The 24,423-nt window shown below is 67.5% G+C and carries 20 protein-coding genes; 11 read left to right on the top strand and 9 right to left on the bottom strand.

Features of this window, described 5'->3' with window-relative positions; translation table 11 throughout:
- Nucleotides 1–12: 12 nt before the first annotated feature.
- The gene (locus tag NQ036_RS04650) at nucleotides 13–1,257 is read right to left on the bottom strand and encodes a methyltransferase domain-containing protein (protein WP_257057326.1); all 1,245 of its coding nucleotides are present in this window, start codon (nucleotides 1,255–1,257) and stop codon (nucleotides 13–15) included.
- A 306-nt stretch (nucleotides 1,258–1,563) separates the two neighbouring features.
- Here NQ036_RS04650 and NQ036_RS04645 point away from each other — a divergent pair, with 306 nt between their 5' ends.
- The 7 genes from NQ036_RS04645 to NQ036_RS04615 all read left to right on the top strand — a co-directional run bounded on the left by NQ036_RS04645 (nucleotide 1,564) and on the right by NQ036_RS04615 (nucleotide 8,733).
- Nucleotides 1,564–3,438, top strand: coding sequence for an acetolactate synthase large subunit (locus NQ036_RS04645; RefSeq protein ID WP_257049179.1), 1,875 nt, complete (start codon nucleotides 1,564–1,566; stop codon nucleotides 3,436–3,438).
- Nucleotides 3,435–3,944: an acetolactate synthase small subunit gene (gene ilvN / locus NQ036_RS04640; RefSeq protein ID WP_257049180.1), complete on the top strand. Its 510-nt coding sequence runs from the start codon at nucleotides 3,435–3,437 to the stop codon at nucleotides 3,942–3,944. Before NQ036_RS04645 ends, ilvN begins: the two co-directional genes overlap by 4 nt.
- 109 nt (nucleotides 3,945–4,053) lie before the next feature.
- Entirely contained in the window at nucleotides 4,054–5,085 is a 1,032-nt protein-coding gene (gene ilvC, locus NQ036_RS04635; RefSeq protein ID WP_257049181.1) for a ketol-acid reductoisomerase, read from the top strand.
- Between the two features lie 142 nt (nucleotides 5,086–5,227).
- On the top strand, nucleotides 5,228–5,917 hold the full coding sequence (locus tag NQ036_RS04630) for a cysteine hydrolase family protein (protein ID WP_257057323.1): 690 nt from the start codon (nucleotides 5,228–5,230) through the stop codon (nucleotides 5,915–5,917).
- Nucleotides 5,918–6,088: 171 nt separating this feature from the next.
- The gene (locus tag NQ036_RS04625) at nucleotides 6,089–6,364 is read left to right on the top strand and encodes a DUF3311 domain-containing protein (RefSeq protein ID WP_257057321.1); all 276 of its coding nucleotides are present in this window, start codon (nucleotides 6,089–6,091) and stop codon (nucleotides 6,362–6,364) included.
- Nucleotides 6,361–7,929, top strand: coding sequence for a sodium:solute symporter (locus NQ036_RS04620; protein WP_257057319.1), 1,569 nt, complete (start codon nucleotides 6,361–6,363; stop codon nucleotides 7,927–7,929). Before NQ036_RS04625 ends, NQ036_RS04620 begins: the two co-directional genes overlap by 4 nt.
- Nucleotides 7,930–7,971: 42 nt before the next feature.
- Nucleotides 7,972–8,733 (top strand): hypothetical protein, encoded by a 762-nt coding sequence (locus NQ036_RS04615; protein ID WP_257049185.1) that lies wholly within the window; start codon nucleotides 7,972–7,974, stop codon nucleotides 8,731–8,733.
- Here the strand turns inward: NQ036_RS04615 and NQ036_RS04610 are convergent.
- From NQ036_RS04610 to NQ036_RS04595, 4 genes are read right to left on the bottom strand one after another with little or no spacing between them, the layout of a single operon-like run.
- Complete coding sequence (locus NQ036_RS04610) at nucleotides 8,730–10,355, bottom strand: ABC transporter ATP-binding protein (RefSeq protein ID WP_257057317.1); 1,626 nt, start codon at nucleotides 10,353–10,355, stop codon at nucleotides 8,730–8,732. The two genes, NQ036_RS04615 and NQ036_RS04610, sit on opposite strands and share 4 nt — an antisense overlap.
- A 5-nt stretch (nucleotides 10,356–10,360) precedes the next feature.
- Nucleotides 10,361–12,049: an ABC transporter substrate-binding protein gene (locus tag NQ036_RS04605; protein ID WP_257057314.1), complete on the bottom strand. Its 1,689-nt coding sequence runs from the start codon at nucleotides 12,047–12,049 to the stop codon at nucleotides 10,361–10,363.
- On the bottom strand, nucleotides 12,046–13,056 hold the full coding sequence (locus tag NQ036_RS04600) for an ABC transporter permease (protein WP_257049188.1): 1,011 nt from the start codon (nucleotides 13,054–13,056) through the stop codon (nucleotides 12,046–12,048). The genes NQ036_RS04605 and NQ036_RS04600 overlap by 4 nt, the downstream gene beginning before the upstream one ends.
- Entirely contained in the window at nucleotides 13,053–14,117 is a 1,065-nt protein-coding gene (locus NQ036_RS04595; RefSeq protein ID WP_257057311.1) for an ABC transporter permease, read from the bottom strand. Before NQ036_RS04595 ends, NQ036_RS04600 begins: the two co-directional genes overlap by 4 nt.
- A 150-nt stretch (nucleotides 14,118–14,267) precedes the next feature.
- Between NQ036_RS04595 and NQ036_RS04590 the strand changes: the two genes are divergently transcribed.
- Nucleotides 14,268–15,563 (top strand): GNAT family N-acetyltransferase, encoded by a 1,296-nt coding sequence (locus tag NQ036_RS04590; RefSeq protein ID WP_257057308.1) that lies wholly within the window; start codon nucleotides 14,268–14,270, stop codon nucleotides 15,561–15,563.
- 112 nt (nucleotides 15,564–15,675) lie between these two features.
- Here NQ036_RS04590 and NQ036_RS04585 read toward each other — a convergent pair whose 3' ends face one another.
- Complete coding sequence (locus tag NQ036_RS04585) at nucleotides 15,676–18,360, bottom strand: ABC transporter permease (protein WP_257057305.1); 2,685 nt, start codon at nucleotides 18,358–18,360, stop codon at nucleotides 15,676–15,678.
- Nucleotides 18,357–19,118, bottom strand: coding sequence for an ABC transporter ATP-binding protein (locus NQ036_RS04580; protein WP_373456823.1), 762 nt, complete (start codon nucleotides 19,116–19,118; stop codon nucleotides 18,357–18,359). The genes NQ036_RS04585 and NQ036_RS04580 overlap by 4 nt, the downstream gene beginning before the upstream one ends.
- Nucleotides 19,119–19,449: 331 nt before the next feature.
- Here NQ036_RS04580 and NQ036_RS04575 point away from each other — a divergent pair, with 331 nt between their 5' ends.
- On the top strand, nucleotides 19,450–19,701 hold the full coding sequence (locus NQ036_RS04575; RefSeq protein ID WP_257049193.1) for a PLD nuclease N-terminal domain-containing protein: 252 nt from the start codon (nucleotides 19,450–19,452) through the stop codon (nucleotides 19,699–19,701).
- 132 nt (nucleotides 19,702–19,833) lie between these two features.
- On the opposite strand, the gene NQ036_RS04570 is transcribed toward NQ036_RS04575, so the two are convergent.
- A complete protein-coding gene (locus NQ036_RS04570; RefSeq protein WP_257057303.1) occupies nucleotides 19,834–20,625 on the bottom strand; it encodes a response regulator transcription factor in 792 nt (263 codons plus the stop codon).
- Nucleotides 20,622–22,043 (bottom strand): sensor histidine kinase, encoded by a 1,422-nt coding sequence (locus tag NQ036_RS04565; protein WP_257057301.1) that lies wholly within the window; start codon nucleotides 22,041–22,043, stop codon nucleotides 20,622–20,624. The genes NQ036_RS04570 and NQ036_RS04565 overlap by 4 nt, the downstream gene beginning before the upstream one ends.
- A gap of 203 nt (nucleotides 22,044–22,246) precedes the next feature.
- Between NQ036_RS04565 and serA the strand changes: the two genes are divergently transcribed.
- Nucleotides 22,247–23,848 carry a phosphoglycerate dehydrogenase gene (gene serA, locus NQ036_RS04560; RefSeq protein ID WP_373456822.1) on the top strand — a complete coding sequence of 534 codons (1,602 nt, stop codon included), beginning with the start codon at nucleotides 22,247–22,249 and terminating at the stop codon, nucleotides 23,846–23,848.
- 119 nt (nucleotides 23,849–23,967) lie between these two features.
- The gene (locus NQ036_RS04555) at nucleotides 23,968–24,354 is read left to right on the top strand and encodes a hypothetical protein (RefSeq protein WP_257049198.1); all 387 of its coding nucleotides are present in this window, start codon (nucleotides 23,968–23,970) and stop codon (nucleotides 24,352–24,354) included.
- Nucleotides 24,355–24,423 lie beyond the last annotated feature (69 nt).

The following is a 24,423-nucleotide window of genomic DNA, read 5'->3' as shown; positions in this document are numbered from 1 at the left end:
CCGCCCCTCGGGTCAGCGGGAGAGGCGCACCAGGACCTCGGCGTGGCGGGTGTGGGGGAACATGTCGAGCAGGCGGGCGGCGGTGATCCGGTAGGCGGGCATGGCCTCCAGATCGCGGGCCAGGGTCGCGGGATTGCAGCTGGAGTAGACGACATCGGGAATGCCGGAGTCCTGGATCCATGCGGCCATCTCGCGCCCCACCCCGCGCCGGGGCGGGTTGACGATGAGCACATCGGGTCGCCGGCCGGCCGCGGTCCGCTCGCGGAACCAGGCCGCGGCGTCGCCCGCGTAGAAGTCCGCGTCCAGTCCGTATTCCGCGGCGCTCTGCTTGGCGGACTCGATCGCAGCCGGCGAGATCTCCACCCCGGTGACCCTGCGCCGACGCGGCTCGAGCACGATGGCGCCGGGTTCCAGCGTCCTCGCGCCAGGGTCGGCGCCAGGAGCGGTGCAGGCCGGGCGCGGCTCCGCGGGCTGGGCGCAGTGCAGCGCGAAGCCGCCCACGCCGCAGAACAGGTCCCAGACCTCGCCAGGGTCGATCTCGTCCACCCAGTTCGAGACCTGCCGGTACAGGCCCGAGGCCACCGTCGTGTTGGTTTGCAGGAAGGACTGCGGGCGCAGCAGCAGGCGGATCCGTCCCTGTGTCACAGAGAGGGTGTCGGGGCCCGCCAGGTGGATCTCGGTGGGGCCCTCGATGATGGCCTTGGGCTCGGGTTGGATGTTCGCGGTGACCACGGAGCCCGGAGCCAGGGACTCCACGAGCAGGTGGAGGTGTTCGCGCAGGCGCTCCACCGGCTTCTCGGTGCGTAGCACGAAGCGCACCATGACCGCGGGATCGCCCGCGCCAGCCGGGACGTCGCCGGCGGTGATGAGCACGTATTTGAGCTCGCCCCTGCGCCGGGCGATCGAATAGGGAGAGACCTGGGCGCGCTTGATCAGGGCGGGCAGCAGGTCGAGCACCTTCATGATGACCGGAGGATAGAGCGGGCAGTCGCGCAGGTCCACGCCGTTGCCGGCGGGATCGACGATGCCGAACACCGGTGCGTCGGCGGTGCCGGTGACCACCATCTTGGCCTTATTGCGGAAACCGGCTTCGGGTCCGGTGATGGGCGCCCGCCAGATCCGTGCAGCCGCGTCCCGGGTGAACGGCGCCAGCAACTCCTCCAAATCCGCCTGGGCACGGTCGACTCTGGTGCCGAAGGGCACCGGCAGCAGGGTGCAGGAGCGGCAGGTACCGGCCTCGTAGTGTGCACATCTCACCGGACGATTCTACCGGCGGTACTGCAGACCGACCATGAGAACCGCAATCTCATCATGCGGACTCCGGTGGCCTGTGGTTTGACACCCCGCGAGCGGCGGGCGTTAGATGATGACATGCACAAGCTCGTACTCGTCCTCGTTATCGGCAGCGCGCGGTGAACCCGTAAGCGTCACGAAGACGAACGCCGCGCGCCCCACCGGAAACCGGATGGGGCTTTTTTTATGAGCGGGTCCGGCCGGACACCACGGCCCCACCGATCATGAGCGGCACACCAGGCGCGGCTTGGACACATTTAAGGAGACACAGTGGCAGCGACGACGAAGAACGCTGAACCCAAGGCGGAAGCGGGGGCCCAGGAGGGCGCCCGGTCCGTCCCCAAACCAGGGCCGCGCAAGCGACCGGACAATGCGCCGGAGGTGCTCACCGGCGCCCAGGCGATCGTCCGCAGCCTCGAGCTGCTGGGGGTCACGGACGTCTTCGGCCTGCCCGGCGGCACGATCCTGCCGACCTATGACCCGCTGATGGACTCGGAGCGGATCCGCCACATCCTGGTCCGCCACGAGCAGGGTGCCGGTCATGCGGCCGAGGGCTATGCGGCGGCCACCGGCAAACTGGGCGTGTGCATCGCGACCTCGGGCCCCGGCGCCACGAACCTCATCACGGCGATCGCCGATGCGAATATGGACTCGGTGCCCCTGCTGGCCATCACCGGTCAGCAGGCATCCACCCTGCTGGGCACGGACGCCTTCCAGGAAGCCGACATCGTCGGCATGACCCTGCCGGTGTCCAAGCACAGCTTCCTGGTCACCCGGACCGAGGACATTCCGCAGGCCATCATGTCGGCCCACTACATCGCGACGACGGGTCGCCCCGGCCCCGTGCTGGTCGACATCACGAAGGACGCACAGGCCGGCAAGGCCCCGTTCGAATGGCCCCAGGCCCCGCAGCTGCCCGGCTACAAGCCCACGGTCAAACCGCACCTCAAGCAGATCCGGGAAGCGGCCTCGCTCATCGAGAAGGCCAAGCGGCCGGTGTTCTACATCGGCGGCGGCGTGATCCGCAGCGGCGCCCACGAACAGCTCAAGGCCCTGGCCGAGGCCACCCACATCCCGGTGGCGACGACCCTGATGGCCCGCGGGGCATTCCCCGACTCGCACCCGCAGCACATCGGGATGCCGGGGATGCACGGAACCGTCTCGGCGGTCGCGGCCTTCCAGAAGTCCGATCTGCTGATCGCGGTGGGCTCCCGGTTCGACGACCGCGTCACCGGCGACCTGGACAGCTTCGCGCCCAAGGCCAAGATCATCCACGCCGACATCGACCCGGCGGAGATCGGGAAGAACCGTCCGGTGGACGTGCCGATCGTCGGCGACGCCGGTGAGGTGCTGACCGAACTGCTGCGCGAACTGGAGGCCAACCACGCCCAGGCGCTGGAGAACGACCGACCGCGCTGGTGGAAGACACTCAACGCCTGGAAGGAGACCTACCCGCTGGGCTACGAGCCCAATGAGATCGGACTGTGCGATCCGCAGTACGTGATCGGGAGGATCTCCGCACTGTCCGGGCCCGAGGCCGTCTATGTGGCGGGTGTGGGCCAGCATCAGATGTGGGCCAGCCAGTTCGTCGACTACGAGCGCCCCAACTCCTGGGTCAACTCAGGTGGCCTGGGCACCATGGGCTACTCGGTTCCGGCTGCGATGGGCGCGAAGGTCGGCGAACCGGACCGCACGGTCTGGGCGATCGACGGCGACGGCTGCTTCCAGATGACGAATCAGGAACTGGCCACCTGCATGATCAACAACATTCCGATCAAGGTCGCCATCATCAACAACTCCTCGCTGGGCATGGTGCGCCAGTGGCAGACCCTGTTCTACGACGGCCGCTACTCCAATACGGAGCTCAACACCGGCCATGATTCGATCCGGGTGCCCGACTTCGTCAAACTGGGCGAGGCCTACGGCTGCCTGGCGCTGCGCGTGGAGCGCAACGAGGACGTGGACGCGGCGATCGAGCAGGCCCTGGCGACGAACGACCGGCCCGTGGTGATCGACTTCACCGTGCCGGCCGACGCCATGGTGTGGCCGATGGTCGCCGCCGGCGTGAGCAACGATGAGATCCAGTACGCTCGGAATCTGCGGCCCGACTTCGCCGGAGAAGAGGAAGAGGAGGGCCAGGAATGAGCCGTCACACCCTGTCCGTTCTGGTCGAGGACAAGCCCGGTGTGCTCACGCGCTTCGCGGGTCTGATCTCCCGGCGCGGCTTCAATATCCACTCCCTGGCCGTGGGCAACACCGAGGCCGCGGGGTATTCGCGGATCACAGTGGTCGTCGACGTCGGAGAGGCGCCCCTGGAACAGGTGACGAAGCAGCTGAACAAGTTGGTCAACGTCATCAAGATCGTGGAACTCGACGCGGCCACAGCCGTGCGCCGGGCCCATATGATCTTCAAGGTCAAGGCGGATGCGGCGACCCGGCCGCAGGTCCTGGCCGCCGTCGAGATGTTCCGCGCACAGATCGTGGACGTCAGCACCGAATCCGTCAGCGTCGAGGCCACCGGCGAACAGGCCAAGCTCGATGCCCTGCAGACGGTGCTCGAACCCTTCGGCATCAAGGAGATCGTGCAGTCGGGCACCGTGGCGATCGGCCGTGGCGCCAAATCGATCACCGACAAGGCCCCGCGGGTCTGACCGCCCGCATGGCGGACGTGTTGTCCCGCCTTATAAGACACCCATACAATGGAACCGTACGGGTTCCAGACGTGTGAAGCACACGTGACATATGAAGGAGAAAACCCCCATGGCAGCAGAGCGCTTTTACGAGGACGATGCAGACCTGTCCGTCATCCAGGGCAAGAAGGTCGGCGTCATCGGCTTCGGCAGCCAGGGCCACGCCCACGCGCTGAGCCTGCGTGATTCCGGCGCAGAGGTCCGCATCGGTCTGAAGGAGGGCTCGAAGTCCCGCGACAAGGCCGAGGCGCAGGGCCTGACCGTCGGCTCGAACGCCGAGATCGCCAAGTGGGCCGACGTCGTCGTCATCGCCGTGCCGGACCAGGTCCAGGCGCAGGTCTACGCCGACGACATCAAGGACAATCTGGCCGAGGGCAACGCCCTGGTCTTCACCCACGGCTTCAACATCCGCTTCGGCTACATCACCGCCCCGCAGGGTGTCGATGTCATCATGATCGCCCCGAAGGGCCCGGGCCACGTGGTCCGCCGCGAGTACGTCGACGGCCGCGGCGTGCCCGTCGTCATCGCCGTCGAGGTCGATGCCACCAATACCGCCTGGGCGACCGCGCTGTCCTACGCCAAGGGCATCGGCGGCCTGCGCGCCGGCGGCATCAAGACCACCTTCACCGAAGAGACCGAAACCGACCTGTTCGGTGAACAGACCGTGCTGTGCGGTGGCGTCTCCCACCTCATCCAGTACGGCTTCGAGGTACTGACGGAAGCCGGCTATCAGCCGGAGATCGCCTACTTCGAGGTCTGCCACGAGCTGAAGCTGATCGTCGACCTGATCAACGAGGGCGGCATCTCCAAGCAGCGCTGGTCCTGCTCCGACACCGCGGAATACGGCGACTACGTCTCCGGCCCGCGCGTCATCACCCCCGACGTCAAGGAGCACATGAAGGAGGTCCTGTCCGATATCCAGGATGGTTCCTTCGCCAAGCGCTTCATGGACGACCAGGCCAACGGCGCCAAGGAGTTCAAGGAACTGCGCGCCAAGGAAGAGGTCCACCCGATCGAGACCGTCGGTCGCGAACTGCGTGGTATGTTCTCCTGGCTGAAGCCGGCCGACTCGGACTACACCGAGGGTTCCGCCGCGCGCTGAACCGCGTAACCGAGAACCACACACGCGGGGCCCGGGCGATCGATTTCGATTGCCCGGGCCCCGCGTGACGTCGCCGCGTAGTATTGCCGGGGACCCAGAACAGTCGGAAAGATCTGCTGGAAGAGCAGGGAAGAGGAATGCCATGTCGGAGCTGACAGTCGATGAGTTCGCGGATATGTTTGTGCGCAGGGCCGAACGGGAGCCGCTCCCGCTGGACCCCGCCAATACGGTCCTGCTGCTCATCGACATGCAGAAGTGCATCCTGCCCGATCACTTCTGGGAGTTCGCCAGGAGCCGGGGTATCCCCGAGGCGGACTGCGCCGAGGCCATCGGCCGGATCGAGCAGAACTGCCAGGCCACGGTGGCCGCCGGAACCCGGGTCCTGCAGGCCGCGCGGGCCGCGGGCATCCGCCCGATCCACGTGCGCATCCAGGAGCTGCTGGAAGACGGTGCGGACGTGGGCCTGTCGCACCGGCGCAAGAACTTCAAGGTGCTGCCCGGGTCCGAGGCCGCGCAGTTCCTGCCGGGCGTGGAACCCATCGCCGGTGAGATCGTCTTGGACAAGTCCTGTTCCGGCGCGGTGCTGGGGACGAACCTGGACCGTATTCTGCGGAACCTGGGGATCGAGAATGTGGTGACGATCGGTTTCTACACCGATCAGTGCGTGAGCTCCACGGTGCGCGACCTCTCCGACTCCGGCTATTCGGTCGGCATCGTCGCCGACGCCTGTGGGGCGATCACGCCCAAGCACCACGAAACCGCGCTGTGGCATCTGCGCAATGTCTACGCCGCCATCGAGTCCAGCGAGGAGTTCCTGGCCCGGCTGGGCTGAGTCCCGCGGCGGGCTGCGCCCCCGGACCGAGCTCCCGGTCGGCCCCCATCGCTGGGATTCCTGCTGGGATTCTGACCCATGGCCGTGGGACCGGTGCGCGGTCGATAACCCGTGTATGGAAACATGGCGTTCGTCACCCATCCGCACCGACCGATCCGAATGGAGCCGTGCATGCCGCGCAGATCTCGCTGGTCACTTCTCATCCTGCCAGTGCCCGTCGTTCTCTACCTGTTGACACCCCTGGTCGCGAACTCGATCCAGCCGGTGGTGCTGGGGCTGCCGTTCGCCTTCGCCTACGTCCTCATCGTCACCGTGATCACGCCGCTGCTGGTCTGGCTGGTGGCCCGTCTGGACCCCTTCTACCGGGAGAACCGCGGAGAGTACATTCCGGTGGATGCGGCGTTCGAGGACACGCACCACGCCGATTTCGTGGAGGAGGACGCATGAGCTCGTCGGCGATCATCGCCATCATCATCTTCGCCCTGGCCATGGTCGCCACCGTGGCGATCGGGGTCTACTCCGGCCGTGGCCGGGAGAAGTCCATGGACGAATGGTCGGTCTCCAGCCGCGGCCTGGGCTTCATCTTCGTGCTCCTGCTCATGGCCGGCGAGTCCTACACCAGTTTCTCCTTCCTGGGAGCGGCCGGGTGGTCGTACAAGTACGGGGTCCCGATCCTCTACCTGATCGGCTACCTGAGCGTGGGCCTGATCATCGCCTACGTCCTGGCTCCCACCCTGTGGACCTATGCCGCCAGGCACAAGCTGGTGGGTCTGACCGACATCATCGAGTACCGGTTCAAGTCCCGGCCCCTGGCCATCTTCGTGGCGATCGCGGCGACCATCTTCATGCTGCCCTACATCCAGCTGCAGATCCAGGGCATGGGCACGGTCGTCAACGCCATGTCCTACGGGGCCATCGACCTGAAGGTCGCGGCGATCATCTCCTTCATCGTCGCGGAGCTGTTCATCCTGGTCTCGGGCCTGCGCGGCTCCGCCTGGGTCAGCGTGCTCAAGGACGGTCTGACGGTGGCGGCCATCGCCTTCCTGGCGATCTACGTCCCCCTGCACTACTTCGACGGGGTGGGCGAACTCGTCGGCCGGATGATCCAGGAGAAGCCGCAGTGGCTGACCTTCCCCGGCGCCGGCGGCGGCGAGTACGGAGCGGCCTGGTTCATCTCCACGATCCTGCTCAACGCCTTCACCACGGCCATCTTCCCGACGACCCTGGCCGGCTACATCAGCGCCGACAGCGCCAATTCGCTGCGCCGGAACTCGATCATCCTGCCCTGGTACCAGGTGCTGCTGCTGGTGCCCGTGATGATCGGGATGGCCGCGTTGTTCGTCGTGCCGGCTCTGGCCAATGGCGATCTGGCCCTGTTCTCCGTGGTCATCGACTCGCTCCCAGCACCCCTGGTGGCGATCATCGGAGTCGCCGGGGCGCTGAGCGCAATCGTGCCGATGAGCGTCTTCATGCTGGCGATCGGCACCATGTGGGGCCGCACCGTGCTCGGCGGCGGATTGACCAGGGCCCACGCGCCTGCGGATTCTGCGGCGGCGGCCCAGGACCCGGCCGGAGCGCGGCAGCGGAAGCTCTCCCAGGTAGTGTGCCTGATAGCCGGCCTGGTCGCGCTGGCCGGCAGCCTGTTCATGCCCAATGCCCTGGTCTCCCTGTCAGTGCTCAGCTACGAGGGCATGGCCCAGCTGGTGCCCGCTGCCCTGCTGGGACTGTTCTGGCCGCGCATGAGCAAGCACGCTGCGGCCGCCGGCATCGTGGTCGGCGGCATCGCGATGCTGACCCTGTACTTCACCGGCAACGACCCGCTCTGGGGCGTCAACGGCGGGGTATGGGCTCTGGCACTGAACTTCCTGGTCGTGGTCGTGCTCAGCCTGGTGTCGCCGGATCCGCGCTGGCGCAAGACCTGGCGCAGCGAGGCCAGGGCGACGGCCCGGGCCGCCGCCTCGGCCCGCCCCGCCCAGGTGGTGGAATCGTCCCGGACGGACGCCCAGGGCTGAGCCGGGAGAGAACCCGGTCATGGGCGGACTAGGCTGGGCTGCATGCCGCGCTACCTGTACGCACTCGATCAGACCCGTGACGGGACGCGCATCGCAGTGCCCAGCCGGATGTTCCCCTGGACGGGGTTCGGCTACTGCCTGACCCTGCTCGTGTGCTCCGTGCTGTGGTTGCTCACTGCCGCGCTGAGTGCGCAGGACGAGACGGCCCGGGCCGGCGGGGACGCCGTCCTGTGGGCCCTGGCCGGGCTCGAGGCCCTCATGCTGGGGTGGATCATCGCCCACCTTTGCCGGGTCGGCGCGCTGCGGCACCGCCTGGCGCGCGGCCTGCGGGGGATCGAGCCGCCGCCGCGGCCCTATCTCGAAGGCGTCATCGCCCGCGATGTGGCCCTGGCCGGGCGCGACGACCGGCTTCCGGCCATCCGCTTCCTCACCGGCGTCCAGGCGTGGAGCGGCCTGCTGCTGGACTGGATCGGCTCGATTCTCAGCCTGCAGGCGCCCACCGACGACGGTTCGATGTTCTCCGCTGCACGCAGTCCGCGCACGGCTCTGCTGACCTCGGCGGTGTGGGTGGGCCTGTGGTGGTTGGTGCTCGGCGGGATCGGGGTGATCGGCGCCGGGTCCCAGTCCGCCGGTGATGCGGCTCTGTCGCCGGCGGCCTGGGTGGCCCTGGTGACGGGGTGTGCCGATGTGATCTGCCTGTTCTGGCTGGCCTTCGTCCGCTACAGCATCGACAACCAGCTGGTGAGACGGTTGCGGGCCCTGCACACCCTGCTTTCGCCCGAGCCCTCCCAGGTCTATCCCTAGCCCGCGACCACGGGTTCGGGGACGGCGGCGATGAGTTCGCGGGTGTAATCGTCCTGCGGTCTGCGCAGCACGTCCAGCGTCGCACCCCGTTCGACGACCCGGCCGTGGCGCAGCACCACCACCTGCTCGGCGATCTGTTCGACCACCGCCAGATCATGGCTGATGAACAGCGAGGCGAAACCGTACTCCGCGTGCAGGTCCCGCAGTAGGTCCAACACGCCTGCCTGCACGGAGACGTCCAGCGCACTGGTCGGCTCATCGGCGATGAGTAGCCGGGGCCGCAGGGCCAGGGCCCTGGCGATCGCCACCCGCTGCTTCTGCCCACCGGAGAGCTCATGGGGCATCCGCGCGGCGAACCCGGCCGGCAGCTGGACATCATCGAGCAGCGTGTTCACCCGCCGATCGATCTCCGTCCGACCCAAGTCCGTGTGGACCTGCAGCGGCTGGGCCAACTGGGCCGCGACCGTGCGGCGCGGGTTGAGCGAACCGGCGGGGTCCTGGAACACGGTGCCGATGCGTGCGCGCAGCCTGCGCTGGTCCCGGCCATTGCCCGTGCGGACCTCGGAACCGGCGATCCGCGCGGTCCCCGCGGTCAGCCGCTGGGCGCCGATGAGCACATTGGCGATCGTCGACTTGCCGGAACCCGATTCGCCCACCAGCGCCACCACGGTCCCCGCGGGCACGCACAGATCGACATCGTCGACGGCCACGGTGGTGCGCTTGCCGCGGAACTCCACGCGTCCGCCCACGAGCTCGGCGGCGGGCGCCTCGTCACTGGTGTTCGGGTCGGTCCCGGAGCCGGCTACGGCCGAGGCCGCGGCGGCCACCGCGCCCAGCCGGGGTACCGCGTCGAGCAGCTTGCGGGTGTAGGCGTGCCGGGGCCGGTTGAAGACCTCGGCCGCAGCACCGGTTTCGACGATCCGTCCGTCCTTCATCACGGAGATCTCATCGGCGACCTGCGCGACAACGCCCATATCGTGCGTGATGAGCAGGACGGCGCGCTCGGTCGCGATGTGCCGCAGCAGATCGAGGATATCGGCCTGCACGGTGACGTCCAGGGCCGTGGTCGGCTCATCGGCGATGAGCAGTTCGGGATCGTGGATGGTCGCCAGGGCGATCATCGCGCGCTGCAACTGCCCGCCGGAGAGCTCGTGCGGATAGGACGCGAGGATGCGCTCGGGGGCAGCCAGGCCCGCGGCTCGCAGGGCGGCCGCGGACCGCCCGGCCGCCTGCTCCCGGGTGACCCGCTCACCGTGGGCGCGCAGGGCCTCGGCCAGGGTGTGGCCGATCCGGTACATCGGGTCGAAGGCGTTCATCGGCTGTTGGAAGACCACGCCGATCCGCTTGCCGCGGACCCTGCGCAGCAGCTGCGCCTCGGCGCCGATCAACTCGGTGCCGTCGGCCAGGCGGGCAGAACCCGTCGCACGGGAGCCGGTGCCGGCCAGGCCCAGCAGGCTCAGCGCGGTCACCGACTTGCCGGACCCGGACTCGCCGACCAGCGCCATGACGGTGCGCGGACGCACCAGCAGGTCGATGCCGTGGGTGATCTCGGTGGTGCCGAAGGACACGCGCTGTCCGGCGATGCGCAGGGCCGGCGCGCCCGGTGCTGGGGTGTGCTCCACTGGTATCAGCCCTGCTTGAGCGAGGCCTTGAAGTACACGGGGTAGGCCGGGAACTTGCCGATGACGAAGTTCTCCACGCCCGAGCCGTGGATGAAGGTGTTCTTCGTGTAGATCAGCGGGACGATGGGAGCGTCTTCCATGATCAGCTTGTCCGCCTGTGCCCAGACCTGCCCGGCCTTGGTGCGGTCGACCTCTTCGGTCGCCTGCTTGATCAGCGCGTCGACCTTCTTATTGGAGTAGCGGGAGATGTTGTAGTTGCCCCCGCCGATCTGCGAGGAGTCGAACAGCGGCTGGATATTGCCATTGGCCGAGGGGAAGTCTGGCTGCCAGGAGCCCAGGTACAGGTCGTAGTCGCCCTTGGCATCGGTCGCATCGGCCTGCAGGGACTGCTGGTCCTCCGACTTGATCGACACCTCGATGCCCGCGCGGCCCAGCGACTGCTGGATCGATTCGGCCTGCGCGACGTTCGTCTGGTCGTTCTTCACCAGCAGCCGCAGCTTGCCCGGCTTCTGCCCGGATTCGGCCAGCAGGGACTTCGCCTTGTCCACGTCACCGGCGGCATCGGCCTGGTACAGGTCGTAGTCGGCGCGTCCGGGGATCCCCGGGGTGATGAGCGTCGAGGCGAAGTCGCCGGCGATCTCACCGCCGGCGGCCACCCGGAAGGCGTTCTTGTCCACCGCGTAGTTGATGGCCTGGCGCACCTTGAGGTCCTTCAGCGCCCCGCGCTTCGTGTTCATCGCCAGATAGGCCAGCGCCCCGTCGCCACTGGTGACCAGACGGTCCTTGGCCGCCGGGTTCTGCTGGGCCTGGGCCAGCTGCGAGGCGGGCACGAAGTCCGCGGAGAAGCCGTTCTTGGCGTCCCCGGAATCGGAGATCAGCGACTGGGCCGACACAGTGATGTCCTGGCCCAGTTTGAAGGTCACGGTGTCGGGACCGGCGGTGCGCACGGGGTCGGTGTCCTTGTCCCAGTGCTCATTGCGCTCCAGCACCGCCTGATTGCCTGCGGTGTACTTCGCGACCCGGTACGGTCCCGATGCCACGGGCTTCTTGGTATAGGCCTTGATATCGTCCTTGGCCTTGGGCACCGGGGCGAAGGCCGGCATCGAGGCGATCCACGGGAAGTCGCCGAAGGCGGACTTCAGTGTGAAGACGATCGTTTTGTCGTCCGGGGTCTTGATCGAGTCGAGGTGCTTGCCGCTGTAGGGGCCGCGGTAGTCGTCCCCACCAATCAGCAGCGACTTGTGATAGCCCAGGCCGCCGGAGAGCTCGGTGGAGAAGGAGCGCTCCAGCCCGTACTTGATGTCCTGGGCGGTGATCGTGGATCCGTCCTCGTACTTCAGCCCGTCTTTGAGCTTGAAGGTCCAGGTCTTGCCGTCCTTGGACGGGGTGCCGGTGTCCTTGGCCAGATCGGGCACGACCTTGGTCTCCTTGCCGGGTTCGGCATCCCAGGTGGTCAGCCGGCGTTCGACCAGGCCCAGTGTGGTGATGGCCAGGTTCTGGCTCTTCGCGGGGTCCCATTCGATATCGGTGGCGCCCTGCATGATAGTCAGGTTGCCGCCGGACTGGGTTTCGCCCAGGTCCTGCCCGGCGTCGGAATCGCCGGAGAGGTCGTTGGCGTTGCAGCCGGTGAGCAGCAGGGCGGCAGCGGCCACCAGGGACGTCAGGCTCAGGCCGGTTCTGGTTGATTTCTTCATGCGTGTGCTCCGATTCTTGGGTCGAGGACGCTGTAGAGGATGTCGATGAGGAAGTTGGCCACGATGACGGCGGCCGCGGCGAACAGGGTCACGCCCACGACCACCTGCAGGTCGAGGTTGTTCACGGCGTCCAACAGCAGGGATCCCACACCTGCCAGGTTGAACACCTTCTCCGTGATGACGGTGCCGCCCAGCAGCGACCCGAAGTCCAGGGCGATGAGGGTGGCGATGGGCACGACCATATTGCGCAGGCCGTGGCGCACCACCACCGCGGATTCCCGCAGGCCGATGGCCCTGGCGGTGCGCACGAAGTCCTGTCCCAGGGTCTCCAGCAGGGTGCCGCGGGTCAGGCGGGTGTAGATGGCGGCGTTGATGATCGCCAGGGCCACCCACGGCATGATCAGGTGGTAGGCCCAGCCGGCCGGATTCTCCGTGAAGGCGACGTAGCCGCCGATCGGCAGGACGTTGAGGGTGAAGCCGAACAGCAGGATCAGCAGCAGCGCCACCAGGTAGCTCGGCGCGGACACTCCGAACACGGAGGCCCCCATGAGCAGCCTGTCTGTGGGCTTGCCGCGCTTGAGGGCGGCCCAGACACCTGCGCCCACGCCGGCGATGGTCCACAGTACGATCGCGCCGATCGCGATCGACAGGGTCACCGGCAGCCGTTCGCCCAACAGTCCGGTGACATCGGACTGGAGCCGGAAGGAGTAGCCGAAGCAGGGTGCCGCGCAGTGGATCGCGGTGGCGCCCGCCCCGAAGGTGCGGCCGGCGACGATGCCCAGCAGGAAGGCGCCCAATTGCGCGTACCAGGGCTTGTCCAGGCCCATATAGGTCTGGACCTCGGCCAGCCGGTCCGGCGTGCAGGGCTTACCGCAGGACAGCTGTGCCGGGTTGTTCGGCAGCAGGTAGAAGATCGCGAAACTGATGGTGGCGATGATGAGTAGCACCAGCACCGCCCCGCCTGCCCGGGCGGCCAGGAAGCGCAGGATCGACAGGGCGCGGTTCACTCTCTGCTCCCGTCCACCGCCGAGGTGCCGGTCGGCTGGTCGTCGGCGCTCGCCGCGGCATCGCCTGGCACAGCGGCCGGTGCCGCGGCATCGCCGGCGGCCGCGGCCTCGGGAGCGCGGGCGGTGCGCTGTGGGTCGAGCGCATCGCGCAGCCCATCGCCCAGCAGGGTGAAGCCGAGGGTGACGCCGAACAGCGCCAGGCCCGGCAGCACCAGGTACATGGGATCGACCTGGACCCAGGAGATCGCGTCGGAGATCGACCGGCCCCAGCTGGGGGTGGGCGGGGCGATGCCCACGCCCAGGAAGCTCAGCGCGGCCTCGGACCCGATCTTGCCCGGGATCGAGGTCGTGGTGAACACGATGATGGTCGCCGCCAGATTGGGCAGCAGTTCGCGGGTCAGCACCCGCCAGGGGCCGATCCCGGCGGCGTTGGCCGCGCGTACGAAACCGCGCTCGCGCAGGCTCAGCGTTTCGGACCTGACGACCCGGGCGATCTGCGGCCAGCCGAACAGCCCGATGACCAGGATCAGCATGAGGGGACGGGGGAAGGAGTCGGGGACGACGGCGGCCAGCGCGATCGCGAAGATGAGGAAGGGGAAGCCGAAGACCACATCGGTGAACCGGCCCAGCAGCTTGTCCGTCCAGCCGCCGAAGTAGCCGGCGAACAGGCCGACGGCCACACCGATGACCACCGAGACCAGGGTCGAGGCGATGCCGATGAGCAGCGACACCTGGGAGCCCCAGGTGACGATGGCGAACAGGTCCCGGCCGGTGCGCGGCTCCAGACCGAACCAGTGGCCGCCTGAGGCCCCGCCCAGGGCACCCGCCGGCGCGGTGTCGGCTCCGAGCAGGTCCGTGTTGTAGGTGTAGGGGTCGTTACCGGTGAGCCAGGTGAACAGGGGAGCAGCCGGCATCATGAGCACGAAGAGCGCTACGAGGACCAGACCGGTCATCGCCGCATGGTCGTGCCGCAGCCGGGACCACAGGTCGCGCCATGCGGACCGTCCGGCCGCGGGCGCCTGTGGTGCAGTGGTGGTGGCGGCGTGCATGGTTCCCTTCATCGATGGTGTGCAAAGTCTGTGCGCCCGGTGTATGTGAGCGTAAACAGAAGACTATAACGGGTGGTATGAGGCGGATATTCCTTTATGTCATGCGGATCGGAAAGCTGTCATGGAGCTCACGCGCGCCGGGATCCGCGCTAGGCTGAGAACATGGCCGATTATCGCTTTGAGACATTTGAACCGGGGCTGGCCGATGGCGCCCCCGATGCCCAGACCACCGCGTACCTGCAGGCCGTTCAGGCGGGGTTCCACGAACCCCGGCTTGAAGAGGAGCCGCTGGGCGACAAGGTGCGCAGGTCGATGCTGGACGGCCGGAAGTTCACCGCCGCCTATGTCGACCGCCAGCCCGAATACGCCCTGGATCCGGCGGTTCCGGTGGCGACCTTCGCGCACTTCGAGAAGGAGTTCAACGTCGGCGGGGGGAACCTCGTCGACGCCCACCTGATCACCTGGGTGACGGTGCGGCCGACGCACCGGCGCCGGGGCCTGCTGCGCGCGCTGATGACACAGAACCTAGCCAATGCCGCCACCGCTGGTTATCCGTTCGCCGTGCTCACCGCGACCGAGGGCGGAATCTACCGGCGCTTCGGTTTCGGCCGGGCCACCTGGATCCAGCGGGTCGAGGTGGATACCTCACCCGGATTCGCCCTTGCGGTGGAACCGGACCGGCGGGTCGAGATGTGCGATCCGCAGGTGCTGCGCGAGCTGGCGCCACAGATCTACGCGCAGTACATGCGCAAGTTCCCCGGGGCAGCCGGACGCCAACAGAGTTACGTCGAACGGGCCGCCGGCAGCCTCGATCTGGACACCGGCAAGCCGGATCCCAAGGTCCGGGCGGCCCTGCACTTCGATGAGGCCGGCGCTCCCGACGGTTTCGTCAGCTACAAGATCTCCGGGTGGGACGACTGGACGGCCACGATCGACATCATCGACCTGGTCGCCGTGTCCGATGCTGCCTACTCCGCCCTGTGGGGCTATCTGGGTGCGATCGACCTGGTCAACCGGGTCCGGTATCCGGCGGCGGCCACGGACTCGCCCCTGTCCTGGTTGCTGGCAGATCCGCGGCGGATGACGGTCAAGGCCGTGGAGGACTCCGAATGGCTGCGCATCCTCGACGTGCCCCAGGCTCTGGAGGCCCGGCCCTGGGGGCTGATGGGCAAGTTGACCCTGTCGGTCACGGATTCCCTGGGCTTCGGCGCGGGCGTCTTCGAGCTGACCGCGGCCGACGGTCGTGGCACCGTGGTCCGGCTGGCCGATGAACCCGACGATGCCATGGCGGATCTGTCCCTGGACATCGCCGAATTGGGTTCGCTGTACCTGGGCGGGGCGGATCCCGCAGTGCTCTCGCGCGCCGGGCGGATCCGCGCGGCCCGGCCCGAGGTCGTGGCCCAGGCCCGCGCGATGTTCGCCCTGGAACGCCTGCCGTACAGCCCGAACGACTTCTGAGTCTGTTCACACGAACTCGGGCTCGTACGAACGCCGACCCGTCGATCTTCTCCGATTTCCTCAATGGAAACGGAGAAGATCGACGGGTCGGCGTGTTTCGATGCCGAGGTGATCAGGCGGACAGGCCCTCGGCCGGTTTGGTCCGGCTGACCGCGCGGGCCGGGATCAGGGATGCCAGCAGGGATGCCAGGATAGCGGCGACGATGACCGCGCCGATCTGCCCCCAGGGGATGCCGACGGTGATCGCGATCCTGTTCGTCTGGATGAGCGAGGAGATGCCCGCCCAGCTGAAGAGCAGGCCCAGTACCAGGCCCAGGATGATGGCGACCAGCGCCATCAGCAGAGCCTCGACGGCGACCATCCAGGACACCTGCGAACGGGTCATGCCCATGGCACGCAGCAGTGCGGTCTCCCGCCTGCGCTCCATCACCGACAGCGACAGGGTGTTGGCCACCCCGACCACCGCGACCACCAGGGACGCGGCCAGCAGCACCAGGACGATCGCCAGGACCACGTTGATGATGCTGGACATGGTCACGCGCATAATGGCGCCTTCCTGATCCACCCGGTCATCGGCGTTCAGGGCGCTCGTCAGCTTCTGCACATCCGAGCTGGTGGCCTGGTCGGAGATCTCCGTCCACATCGCACCCTCGGCCGCAGTGGGCTGCAGCTGGGAGAGGTCCGAAGTGTCCATTACGGCCTCGGCCCGGGGGATTCCATGGCCGGCCACGGCCTTGAGCTTGACTGTTCCGCGCTCGCCTTTGAAGGTGAACGTGCCCACGGGATCGCCTGTGGTGTACGAATCCGAATCACTCTTGAGTTCCCTTGCCTGGTCGTCGTTGATATAGACGGTGCCGGCCTGGGGAGTCAGATCCTTGCCCCTGGCCGCTTTGAGCGCTTGGGAATCCGGTGCCAGCGCTGTCAGCGCAAGGTCCTTGGACTGCCCTGCGGACTCTGCCGAGTCGTCTCCAGCCGGATTCTCGTCCGCATCGGCGGCAGTCGGATCGGCGGTACCGGGCACTGTGACCTTGGCCCCGTCGAGGTGGGCGTGCGCTGAGACGATATCGGAGCCCTGGATGACCGACTGTTCGTGCTCGCTGGGCTGGGCGATCGACATATCGACCGCATTGCTCTCAGCCAGCGCGGCCTGGGATGTGGTCTTCATCGTCTGCGCGCCGATCATCATGGTCGACACCAGGGTGACGCCGATCAGCAGCGCGGTGGTCGTCGACGCGGTGCGGCGCGGGGCCATCTTGATATTGCGGGCCACCAGGCCGATCGCAGGGGACCGGGTGATGGCGGAGAACAGATGCCCCAGCACCCGGACGAACGGTGGGACGATCACCCGGGTCAGCAGCAGGATGCCGCAGAACAGCACGATGGCGCCGGGCAGGGCCAGCAGGATCTGGTGGGCGATGCCGCCGAAGACAGTGGCCACGAGGCCCACCAGGCTGACGATGCCGCCCAGAATCGCGCGGATCCAGGGGAATCCGGCATTGGGAGCGGGGATGTCCACGGGTGCCAGTGCCTGGATCGGCGTGACCTTGGTGGCCTTGCGGGCCGGGGTCAGGCAGGCCAGCACTGTCACGACCACACCCAGCACAGGACCGGCGATGGCCGCGGACACGGGCAGGGTGGCGATCTCGAATCCGCCCATCCAACTGCGGGCGAGGTACGAGAAGCCCACTGCCAGGCCCCAACCCAGCAATACGCCCAGGACGGAGCCGACCAGGCCCAGGACAAAGGCCTCGGCCAGGGTGGCGGCGCGGATCTGGCCGCGGGTAGCGCCGATGGCGCGCAGCAGGGCCAGGGTGCGGGTGCGCGATGCCACCAGAACCTGGAAGGTGTTCGCGATGACCAGGGCCGCGACGAACAGGGCGACGGCGCCGAAGGCCAGGACGATCGAGGTCAGGATGTTGGTGCCGCCGGAGAGCGTCTTGAGGTATTGGTCGACGACCTGTTCATTGGTCTGGACGGTGAAGCCCGCCGCCTGCAATCCCTCGAGATCCTTGTCGACGACCTTGCCGCCGCGCTGCTTGGCCAGCAGATCGGCGAAGTCATGGGCGACCTGAGATTGTGCTGTGGTGTCGCCCGGGGTCTTGAGCACAATGCGCAGGGATTCGTAGTAGGAATCCCCACCCAGGGCGTCGAGGCCCGCGTCGTCGGTGTACACGGTGGGGTCGCCGCCGTCGCTGCCGCGCAGAATGCCGGTGACGGTCACGGTGGACTTCTTGCCCGTGTCCTTGGCCGTCTTGCCGGAGTCATCGGTTTCGGAGGCGAATCCGGTGGTGTCCAGGTTCACCTGCTGGCCCTGGGACAGGCCCAGGGATTTGGCAGTGTCCTGATACAGCATCACCTGGCCGGGCCCCTGAGGCGCCTTGCCGGAAACGAACTCATAGTGCCGTCCGATCGGGGTGGTGGCAGCCGTAATGTACTGTTCGACCCCGTCCATCTTCGTCAGCGCAGCGATGCTGCGGTCCGCCTGGGTCTGGGAGATCTGCGGGATCTGCTGCGCGTCGGTGGCGAGTTTCTTGGCCACCTTGGCGTCGAATTCGACCGGTTCGCCGGAGTCCGCCGCGTCGTCACCCGAGGACTCGGACATCATCGATTCGCTCGAGCTGATGATGACGTCGGAGCCGGCATAGCTGCCCTGGGCGGTGGTGCGCATGGTCCGGTTGAAGGCATCGGACAGAGACAGGACGGTGGCGATGAACGCCACGGACACGAGGATCGCGATGCCTGCGGCCACCAACCGGCCGGCGCCCGTGCGCAGGAATGATTTGAGGATGTCGGTCATCGGGTGACCTCCATCATCGCCGCGGAGACCTGGTCGGCGCTGGGCCGGGCCATATCGCCGACCAGTCGGCCGTCGGCCAATAGGACCACTCGGTCGCCGGTCGCGGCCGCCGCCGGGTCGTGGGTGACCATGACGACCGTCTGCCCGAATTCGTCGACCGAGGCGCGCAGCAGTTCGAGGACCTCGGTACCGGTTGCGGAGTCGAGGTTGCCGGTGGGTTCGTCGGCGAAGATGACATCGGGGCGGGTCACCAGGGCACGGGCCACGGCGACGCGCTGCTGCTGGCCGCCGGAGAGCTCATGGGGTCGGTGTTTCAGGCGCTCGGTCAATCCCAGCATGCCGGTGATGCCGTTGAACAGTTCGCGGTCGACCGAGGTCTTGGCCAGGCGGCTGGGCAGCAGGATGTTCTCCTCGGCCGTCATCGCCGGAACCAGGTTGAAGGCCTGGAAGATGAAGCCCACATGATTGCGGCGGACCTGGGTCAGCTGCTTCTCATTCAGGCTGGTGAGTTCGCGCCGGCCCAGGAACACCTGGCCGGCGGTGGGGGAGTCCAGTCCGGCCAGGATGTGCATGAGCGTCGACTTGCCAGAACCGGACGGCCCCATGATGGTGGTGAACTGGCCGGCTGTGATGTCCAGGTTCAGGCCGCCCAGCGGTTGTACGGCCGCATCGCCGGTGCCGTAGGTCTTCGTCAGGCCGACCGCACGGGCGGCGGGGGCGTCGAAATTTTGTGTCGTGGTCACGGATGCTCCTCGGATCGGGGTGAGCCGGGTGGCTCATAGCGTTGGTCTCAACGCTATGCGGGGGACCGGGTGGGACACATCCTCTTGCAGGATGATTTTGTGCGTGTCGTGGCTCACCGGATATCCCCCGTGAGGAGTAGGGGAATCCCCACTTGGGGCCTGTCCGGTTGGGGGGTGTCCGGGGTTCCGGGGTGGTAGGACATCCCATGCAGGCTCCGGCACTCATTCCATGGGCTGACATGCGTAGCCGGATTTCATCCTGTGGGTCGATGTGCGCTGCGGGCCAGCTGAGTAGCGTCGAAGATGACGAATCACACGACGTATACGAAGCGGAGGACTTCTTGTGATGATGTATCTGGCAAGTTCAGCAGGCGCCACTGATAATTCTGGCCTGGGGTTCCTGGTCTTGGTGTGCATGGGCCTGGCCGTGATCGCCTGGCTGGCATTGTTCATTGCGGCACTCATCAGCATCGTGATGTCGCCCAACCTGACCCTGGGCGGCAAGCTCCTCTGGGTCATAGCGGTCTTCGCTTTCCCATTCCTGGGTTCCCTGGTCTGGTTCATCTGGGGCCGGAGTGCTCAGTTGAACAGGAGTTAGCGGAAACGAGCAGGCGCTTTGGTCTGAATGTACCGTCTCGGAACGGACTAAAGTGCCTGCGCAACAAGAGGGAATACGGTTTAACATACCGGAGTCGATACGTCCCATGTCATAATGACATGCTGATGTTATTCAGTCGGCGATTCCGGCCCGGTAGGCGAAGACCACCGCCTGGACCCGGTCGCGGGCACCCAGCTTGGAGAACACCCGGCCCACATGGGTCTTCACCGTCGCCTCCGACACGGACAGCGCATCGGCGATCTCCTTGTTCGACCGGCCAGTGGCGATCTGCCTGAACACATCCAGTTCGCGTTCGGTCAGCGTCCCCACCGCCTCGCGCAGCCGGACCGTTTCGGCGTCCACGGCGGTTTCATCTGCAGCGCCGCTGCCGCTCGCCCCGGCAATCTGTGCGCCCGTCTGAGATGCTGCACCGCTCGACCCGGTGGGGGCCTCGGCCTGCGCGGGCCCGCCACCACTGAGCCCACCCGCGTCCAGCAATCTGCGCGTGGTGGTGGGCGCGATGACCGCGCCGCCGCGCACCACGGTGCGGATCGCATCCAACAACACCTCCGGCTGGGTGTCCTTGAGGAGGAAGCCCGAGGCCCCCGCCTGCAAAGCGCGCAGCGCGTAGTCGTCCGTATCGAAGGTCGTGAGCACGATGATCTTCGGCCGGTAGCCATCGGGCCCGGCTGGCAGGCCTAGGATCTCGCGGGTCGCCTGGATGCCGTCGCCCGAGGGCATCCGGATGTCCATGAGCACCACCCGCGGGCGATACCGCAGGGTCGCGGCGATCGCCTCGGCGCCGGTGCCGGCCTGGGCGATCACCTGCAGGTCCGGCTGCGAATCGATGACCATCTGGAAACCCGTGCGCAGCAGCGCCTGGTCATCGGCCAACAGCACGGTGATGGGTTCGGTCTCGCTCATGCGCGGGTCCTTTCGATCGAGGCCAGGGGCAGCAGAGCCGTGATGTGGAAGCCGGAGGGGTCGGCGGTGTGCGCGACGGTGCCGCCATAGAGTCTGGCCCTCTCATCCATGCCCCGCAAACCGGAGCCCCGGCCGTCGTCGTGGGCCACAGCGGACAAGCCGGTCACAGCATCCCCGGTGGAAGGGTCGGAGTGTGGTCCGGGGGCCGCGGCGCCGCCGGTCTCGGTCTCGGCTACCGCCTCGGCGCCGGCCCGACCGGCTGTCGGCTCGGCAGGCCCCGAATCGTCGACGCGGATCAGCAGTGCGTCCTCGGCCCGGTCGACCGTCAAACGGACCGCGGCGTGGGCACCGGGGCCGGCGTGCTTGAGCGTATTCGTCAAGGCCTCCTGCACGATCCGGTAGACCGCCAGGCCCGCACCGGACGTCAGCTCCGGCAGGGAGCCGAGGTCGGCCAAGAGGTCCACATCGACCCCGGCCGCTCGCACATCGCCCACCAGATCGGGCAGATCCGCCACCTGGGGCAGTGGTGCACTCTGGGATTCGGCATCGGCCGAACGCAGTACCCCGAGCATCTGGCGCATCTGGGTCAGCGCCTCGCGGCCGGTGTCGCCGATGGTCCTGAAAGCCTCCTGGGCACGTGCCGGGTCGACGGCCGCCACGAAGCGACCGCCATCGGACTGCGCGATCATCACCGACATGGAATGGGACACGATATCGTGCATCTCCCTGGCGATCCGCAGCCTCTCGGCATCGGCGGCCAGCCGCGCCTCGTGTTCGCGTTCGCGCTCCAAGAGGTCATTGCGCTCGCGGATCGAGGTGGCTTCGTTCCGGCGGCGCCGCCGGATATCGCCCAGCAGCCAGGCGACCGAGACGATAGCCGCGCACAGCCCGCAGGCCAGGCCGGCCAGGACGAACGCTCCCATGCGGTCGGTGTCATCGGAGATGGCCGGCGGGAGGAAAAGGAGCGCGAGGGTGAGACCTCCCAACAGCAGGGCCCCGAGATAGCCGAGGCAGGCGAAGACCGTGCCCCAGCGCCGGGGCGCGTAGACCACAGTCGTGTAGACCGTGATGGGAACGGCCACATAGTGCAGATCGGGCGTCGCTCCGAACGTCAGTGAGCACAGCGCCAGAGCCACCATCGTCCAGGCGATGAGCACCGGCCAGATCCGGCGCACGGCCAGGATCGCGCACATCGCCACGGTCACCCAGAAGCGCAGCACGGACAGGGTGGGACCGAAGGATTCCGGCCACCAGATCGGTGCGCCTCGCACGCTGCTCAGGTAGAGATCTCCAGAGATCAGCAGCTGCACCAGGGTCAGCGGTAGCGCGATGAACAGGGCGTCGAAGGCCCACGGATACCGGTCCAGCCCGCGCGCCACCTTGATATGCCAGGGGGTGCGCCCGAGGAACTCGCTCATGGCCCCAACTGTACGTGGGAGAGCGGGCCGGGCCGGACCTCGGTCGCGGGCAGATCTGCCCAGCCGGGACTCCGGCCGCCCGAATCCTGAACCGGTCGGAGCCGGCCGGCAGGGGATCGCTAGACTTGGGAACGGCCCCGCCGTGGCCCACACGCGCACGCCCGGCCATGCTCACCCAGCATCACACTGTAAAAGGAGACACAGTGGCCAAGCCCGTTGTGCTGATCGCAGACAACCTCTCACCTGCCACCATCGACGCCTTAGGGCCCGATTTCGACATCCGCACGTGCAAGGGTTCGGACCGCGGCGAACTCATCCCCGCACTGGCCGGAGTCGACGCCGTGCTGATCCGGTCCGCCACCCAGATGGACGCCGAGGCCATCGCCGCCGCGGATTCCCTCAAGGTCATCGCCCGCGCCGGCGTGGGCCTGGACAATGTCAACGTCCCCGCCGCCACCAAGGCCGGCGTGATGGTCGTCAACGCCCCGACCTCGAACATCCTGTCCGCCGCGGAACTGACCATGGCGCACATCCTGGCCGCCGCCCGCAACCTGGGCGCCGGCAACTCCTCGCTCAAGGCCGGGGAGTGGAACCGCTCCAAGCTGACCGGCGTCGAACTGTTCGAGAAGACCCTGGGCATCATCGGCCTGGGCCGGATCGGCGGACTCATCGCCGAACGCGCCAAGGCCTTCGGGATGAAGCTGGTCGGCTACGACCCCTACATCTCGCAGCAGCGCGCCGCACAGATGGGTGTGACGGTGCTGAGCCTGGACGAACTGCTGGCGCAGTCGGACTTCATCACGGTGCACATGCCCAAGACCCCGGAGACCATCGGCATGATCTCCGATGAGCAGTTCAAGCTGCTCAAGCCCACCGCGCGCATCGTCAACGTGGCCCGCGGCGGCATCATCGACGAGGCAGCACTGGCCCGCGCCCTGTCCGAGGGGCGCGTGGGCGGCGCCGGGATCGACGTGTGGGACCAGGAGCCGCCGCAGGACTCGCCGCTGCTGGCCGGGGACTTCCCGAACCTCAACGTCACCCCGCACCTGGGCGCCTCGACCGTGGAGGCACAGGAGAAGGCCGGCATCGCAGTCGCCAAGTCGGTCCGCCGCGCGCTGGCCGGGGAACTCGTCCCCGACGCCGTCAACGTCGCCGGTGGTGCGATCGACCCCGATGTGCGCCCCGGCGTGCCGCTGGCCGAGCGCCTGGGCCGGACCCTGACCGCGCTGGCCGGTGGCGACGCCATCACGCACCTGCGCGTGGAGATCCACGGCGAGATCGCGGACAAGGACGTGTCCGTGCTCAAGCTCTCGGCCCTCAAGGGCGTGTTCATGGACCTGGTCTCGACGCCGGTGTCCTATGTCAACGCCCCCGTGCTGGCCGAGGAGCGCGGCGTGACAGTGGAACTGGTGCAGGACAAGGAGGTCGAGTACTTCCGCAATGAGACCGTGCTGATCGCCACGACCTCGGCCGGGCGCCGGGTCCGCGTGTCCGGCACCGTGACCGGTCCCAAGCTGGTGCAGAAGCTCACGGGCGTGTCCGACTACGAACTGGAGATGCCGCTGAGCGACCACCTGGTGGTCTTCGAATACACCGACCGTCCCGGCATCATCGGCCAGCTGGGCCAGGCCCTGGGCCGCGTGAACATCAACATCGCCGGCATGCAGGTCTCGCCCTCGGCCGATGAGACGAAGGCCCTGGCCGTGCTGGCCGTGGACTCCATCGTCGAGGACGCGGTCGTGTCCGCCGTGGCCGGCGCAGTGGATGCCGCGTACTTCGCGCTGGTGGACCTGACGGAGGACTGAGCCACACGGCCACTTCGGCCCTTCGGGTTCTCCGAGCCTTGACACCGCGGATGCGGCTGGTATCGTGCGGGGCACATAGGAGACGTCGTCGATTTCGAATCCACTGAGGAGGGATGACGATGACCATCCAGAAGAAACTCCGCAACGCAGTCGGCGCGGTCGAGGACACACTCGACAAGTACATTGCCGGACCGGACGTGACCACAGGTCAGCGTCCCGGCTATGTCGAGGACGACTCGGAGAAGCACCTGCGGGAAGTCGCAGACGCCCACGGGGACCGGCTGCTCGAACAGCCCGACGGTTCGCACATCGTCGAAGAGGTCTCCGCGGGCCCGGGACCGGAGATCGTCCGCGAGTACCCTGCCGGCGATCAGCTGACGGCCGAAGCCGAAGAGGCCGAGGAAGCCGCCGAAGTCTGGGAGCACGATGATGCGGTCGTCGACGAATGGGAAGTCGAGTCCTTCCCGGCCAGTGATCCACCGGCGAGTGATCCCCGGATCGGCTGAATGCCATCCGATAGCTCTGGCGCATAGCCCTCTCGCAGCGGCGGGCCCGGAACCCTTGGGTTCCGGGCC

Origin of the sequence: Brevibacterium sp. 91QC2O2 (assembly GCF_024580695.1) — a bacterium.
GTDB lineage: Bacteria > Actinomycetota > Actinomycetes > Actinomycetales > Brevibacteriaceae > Brevibacterium > Brevibacterium moorei.
This window is presented reverse-complemented; position numbering and strand designations above follow the sequence as displayed.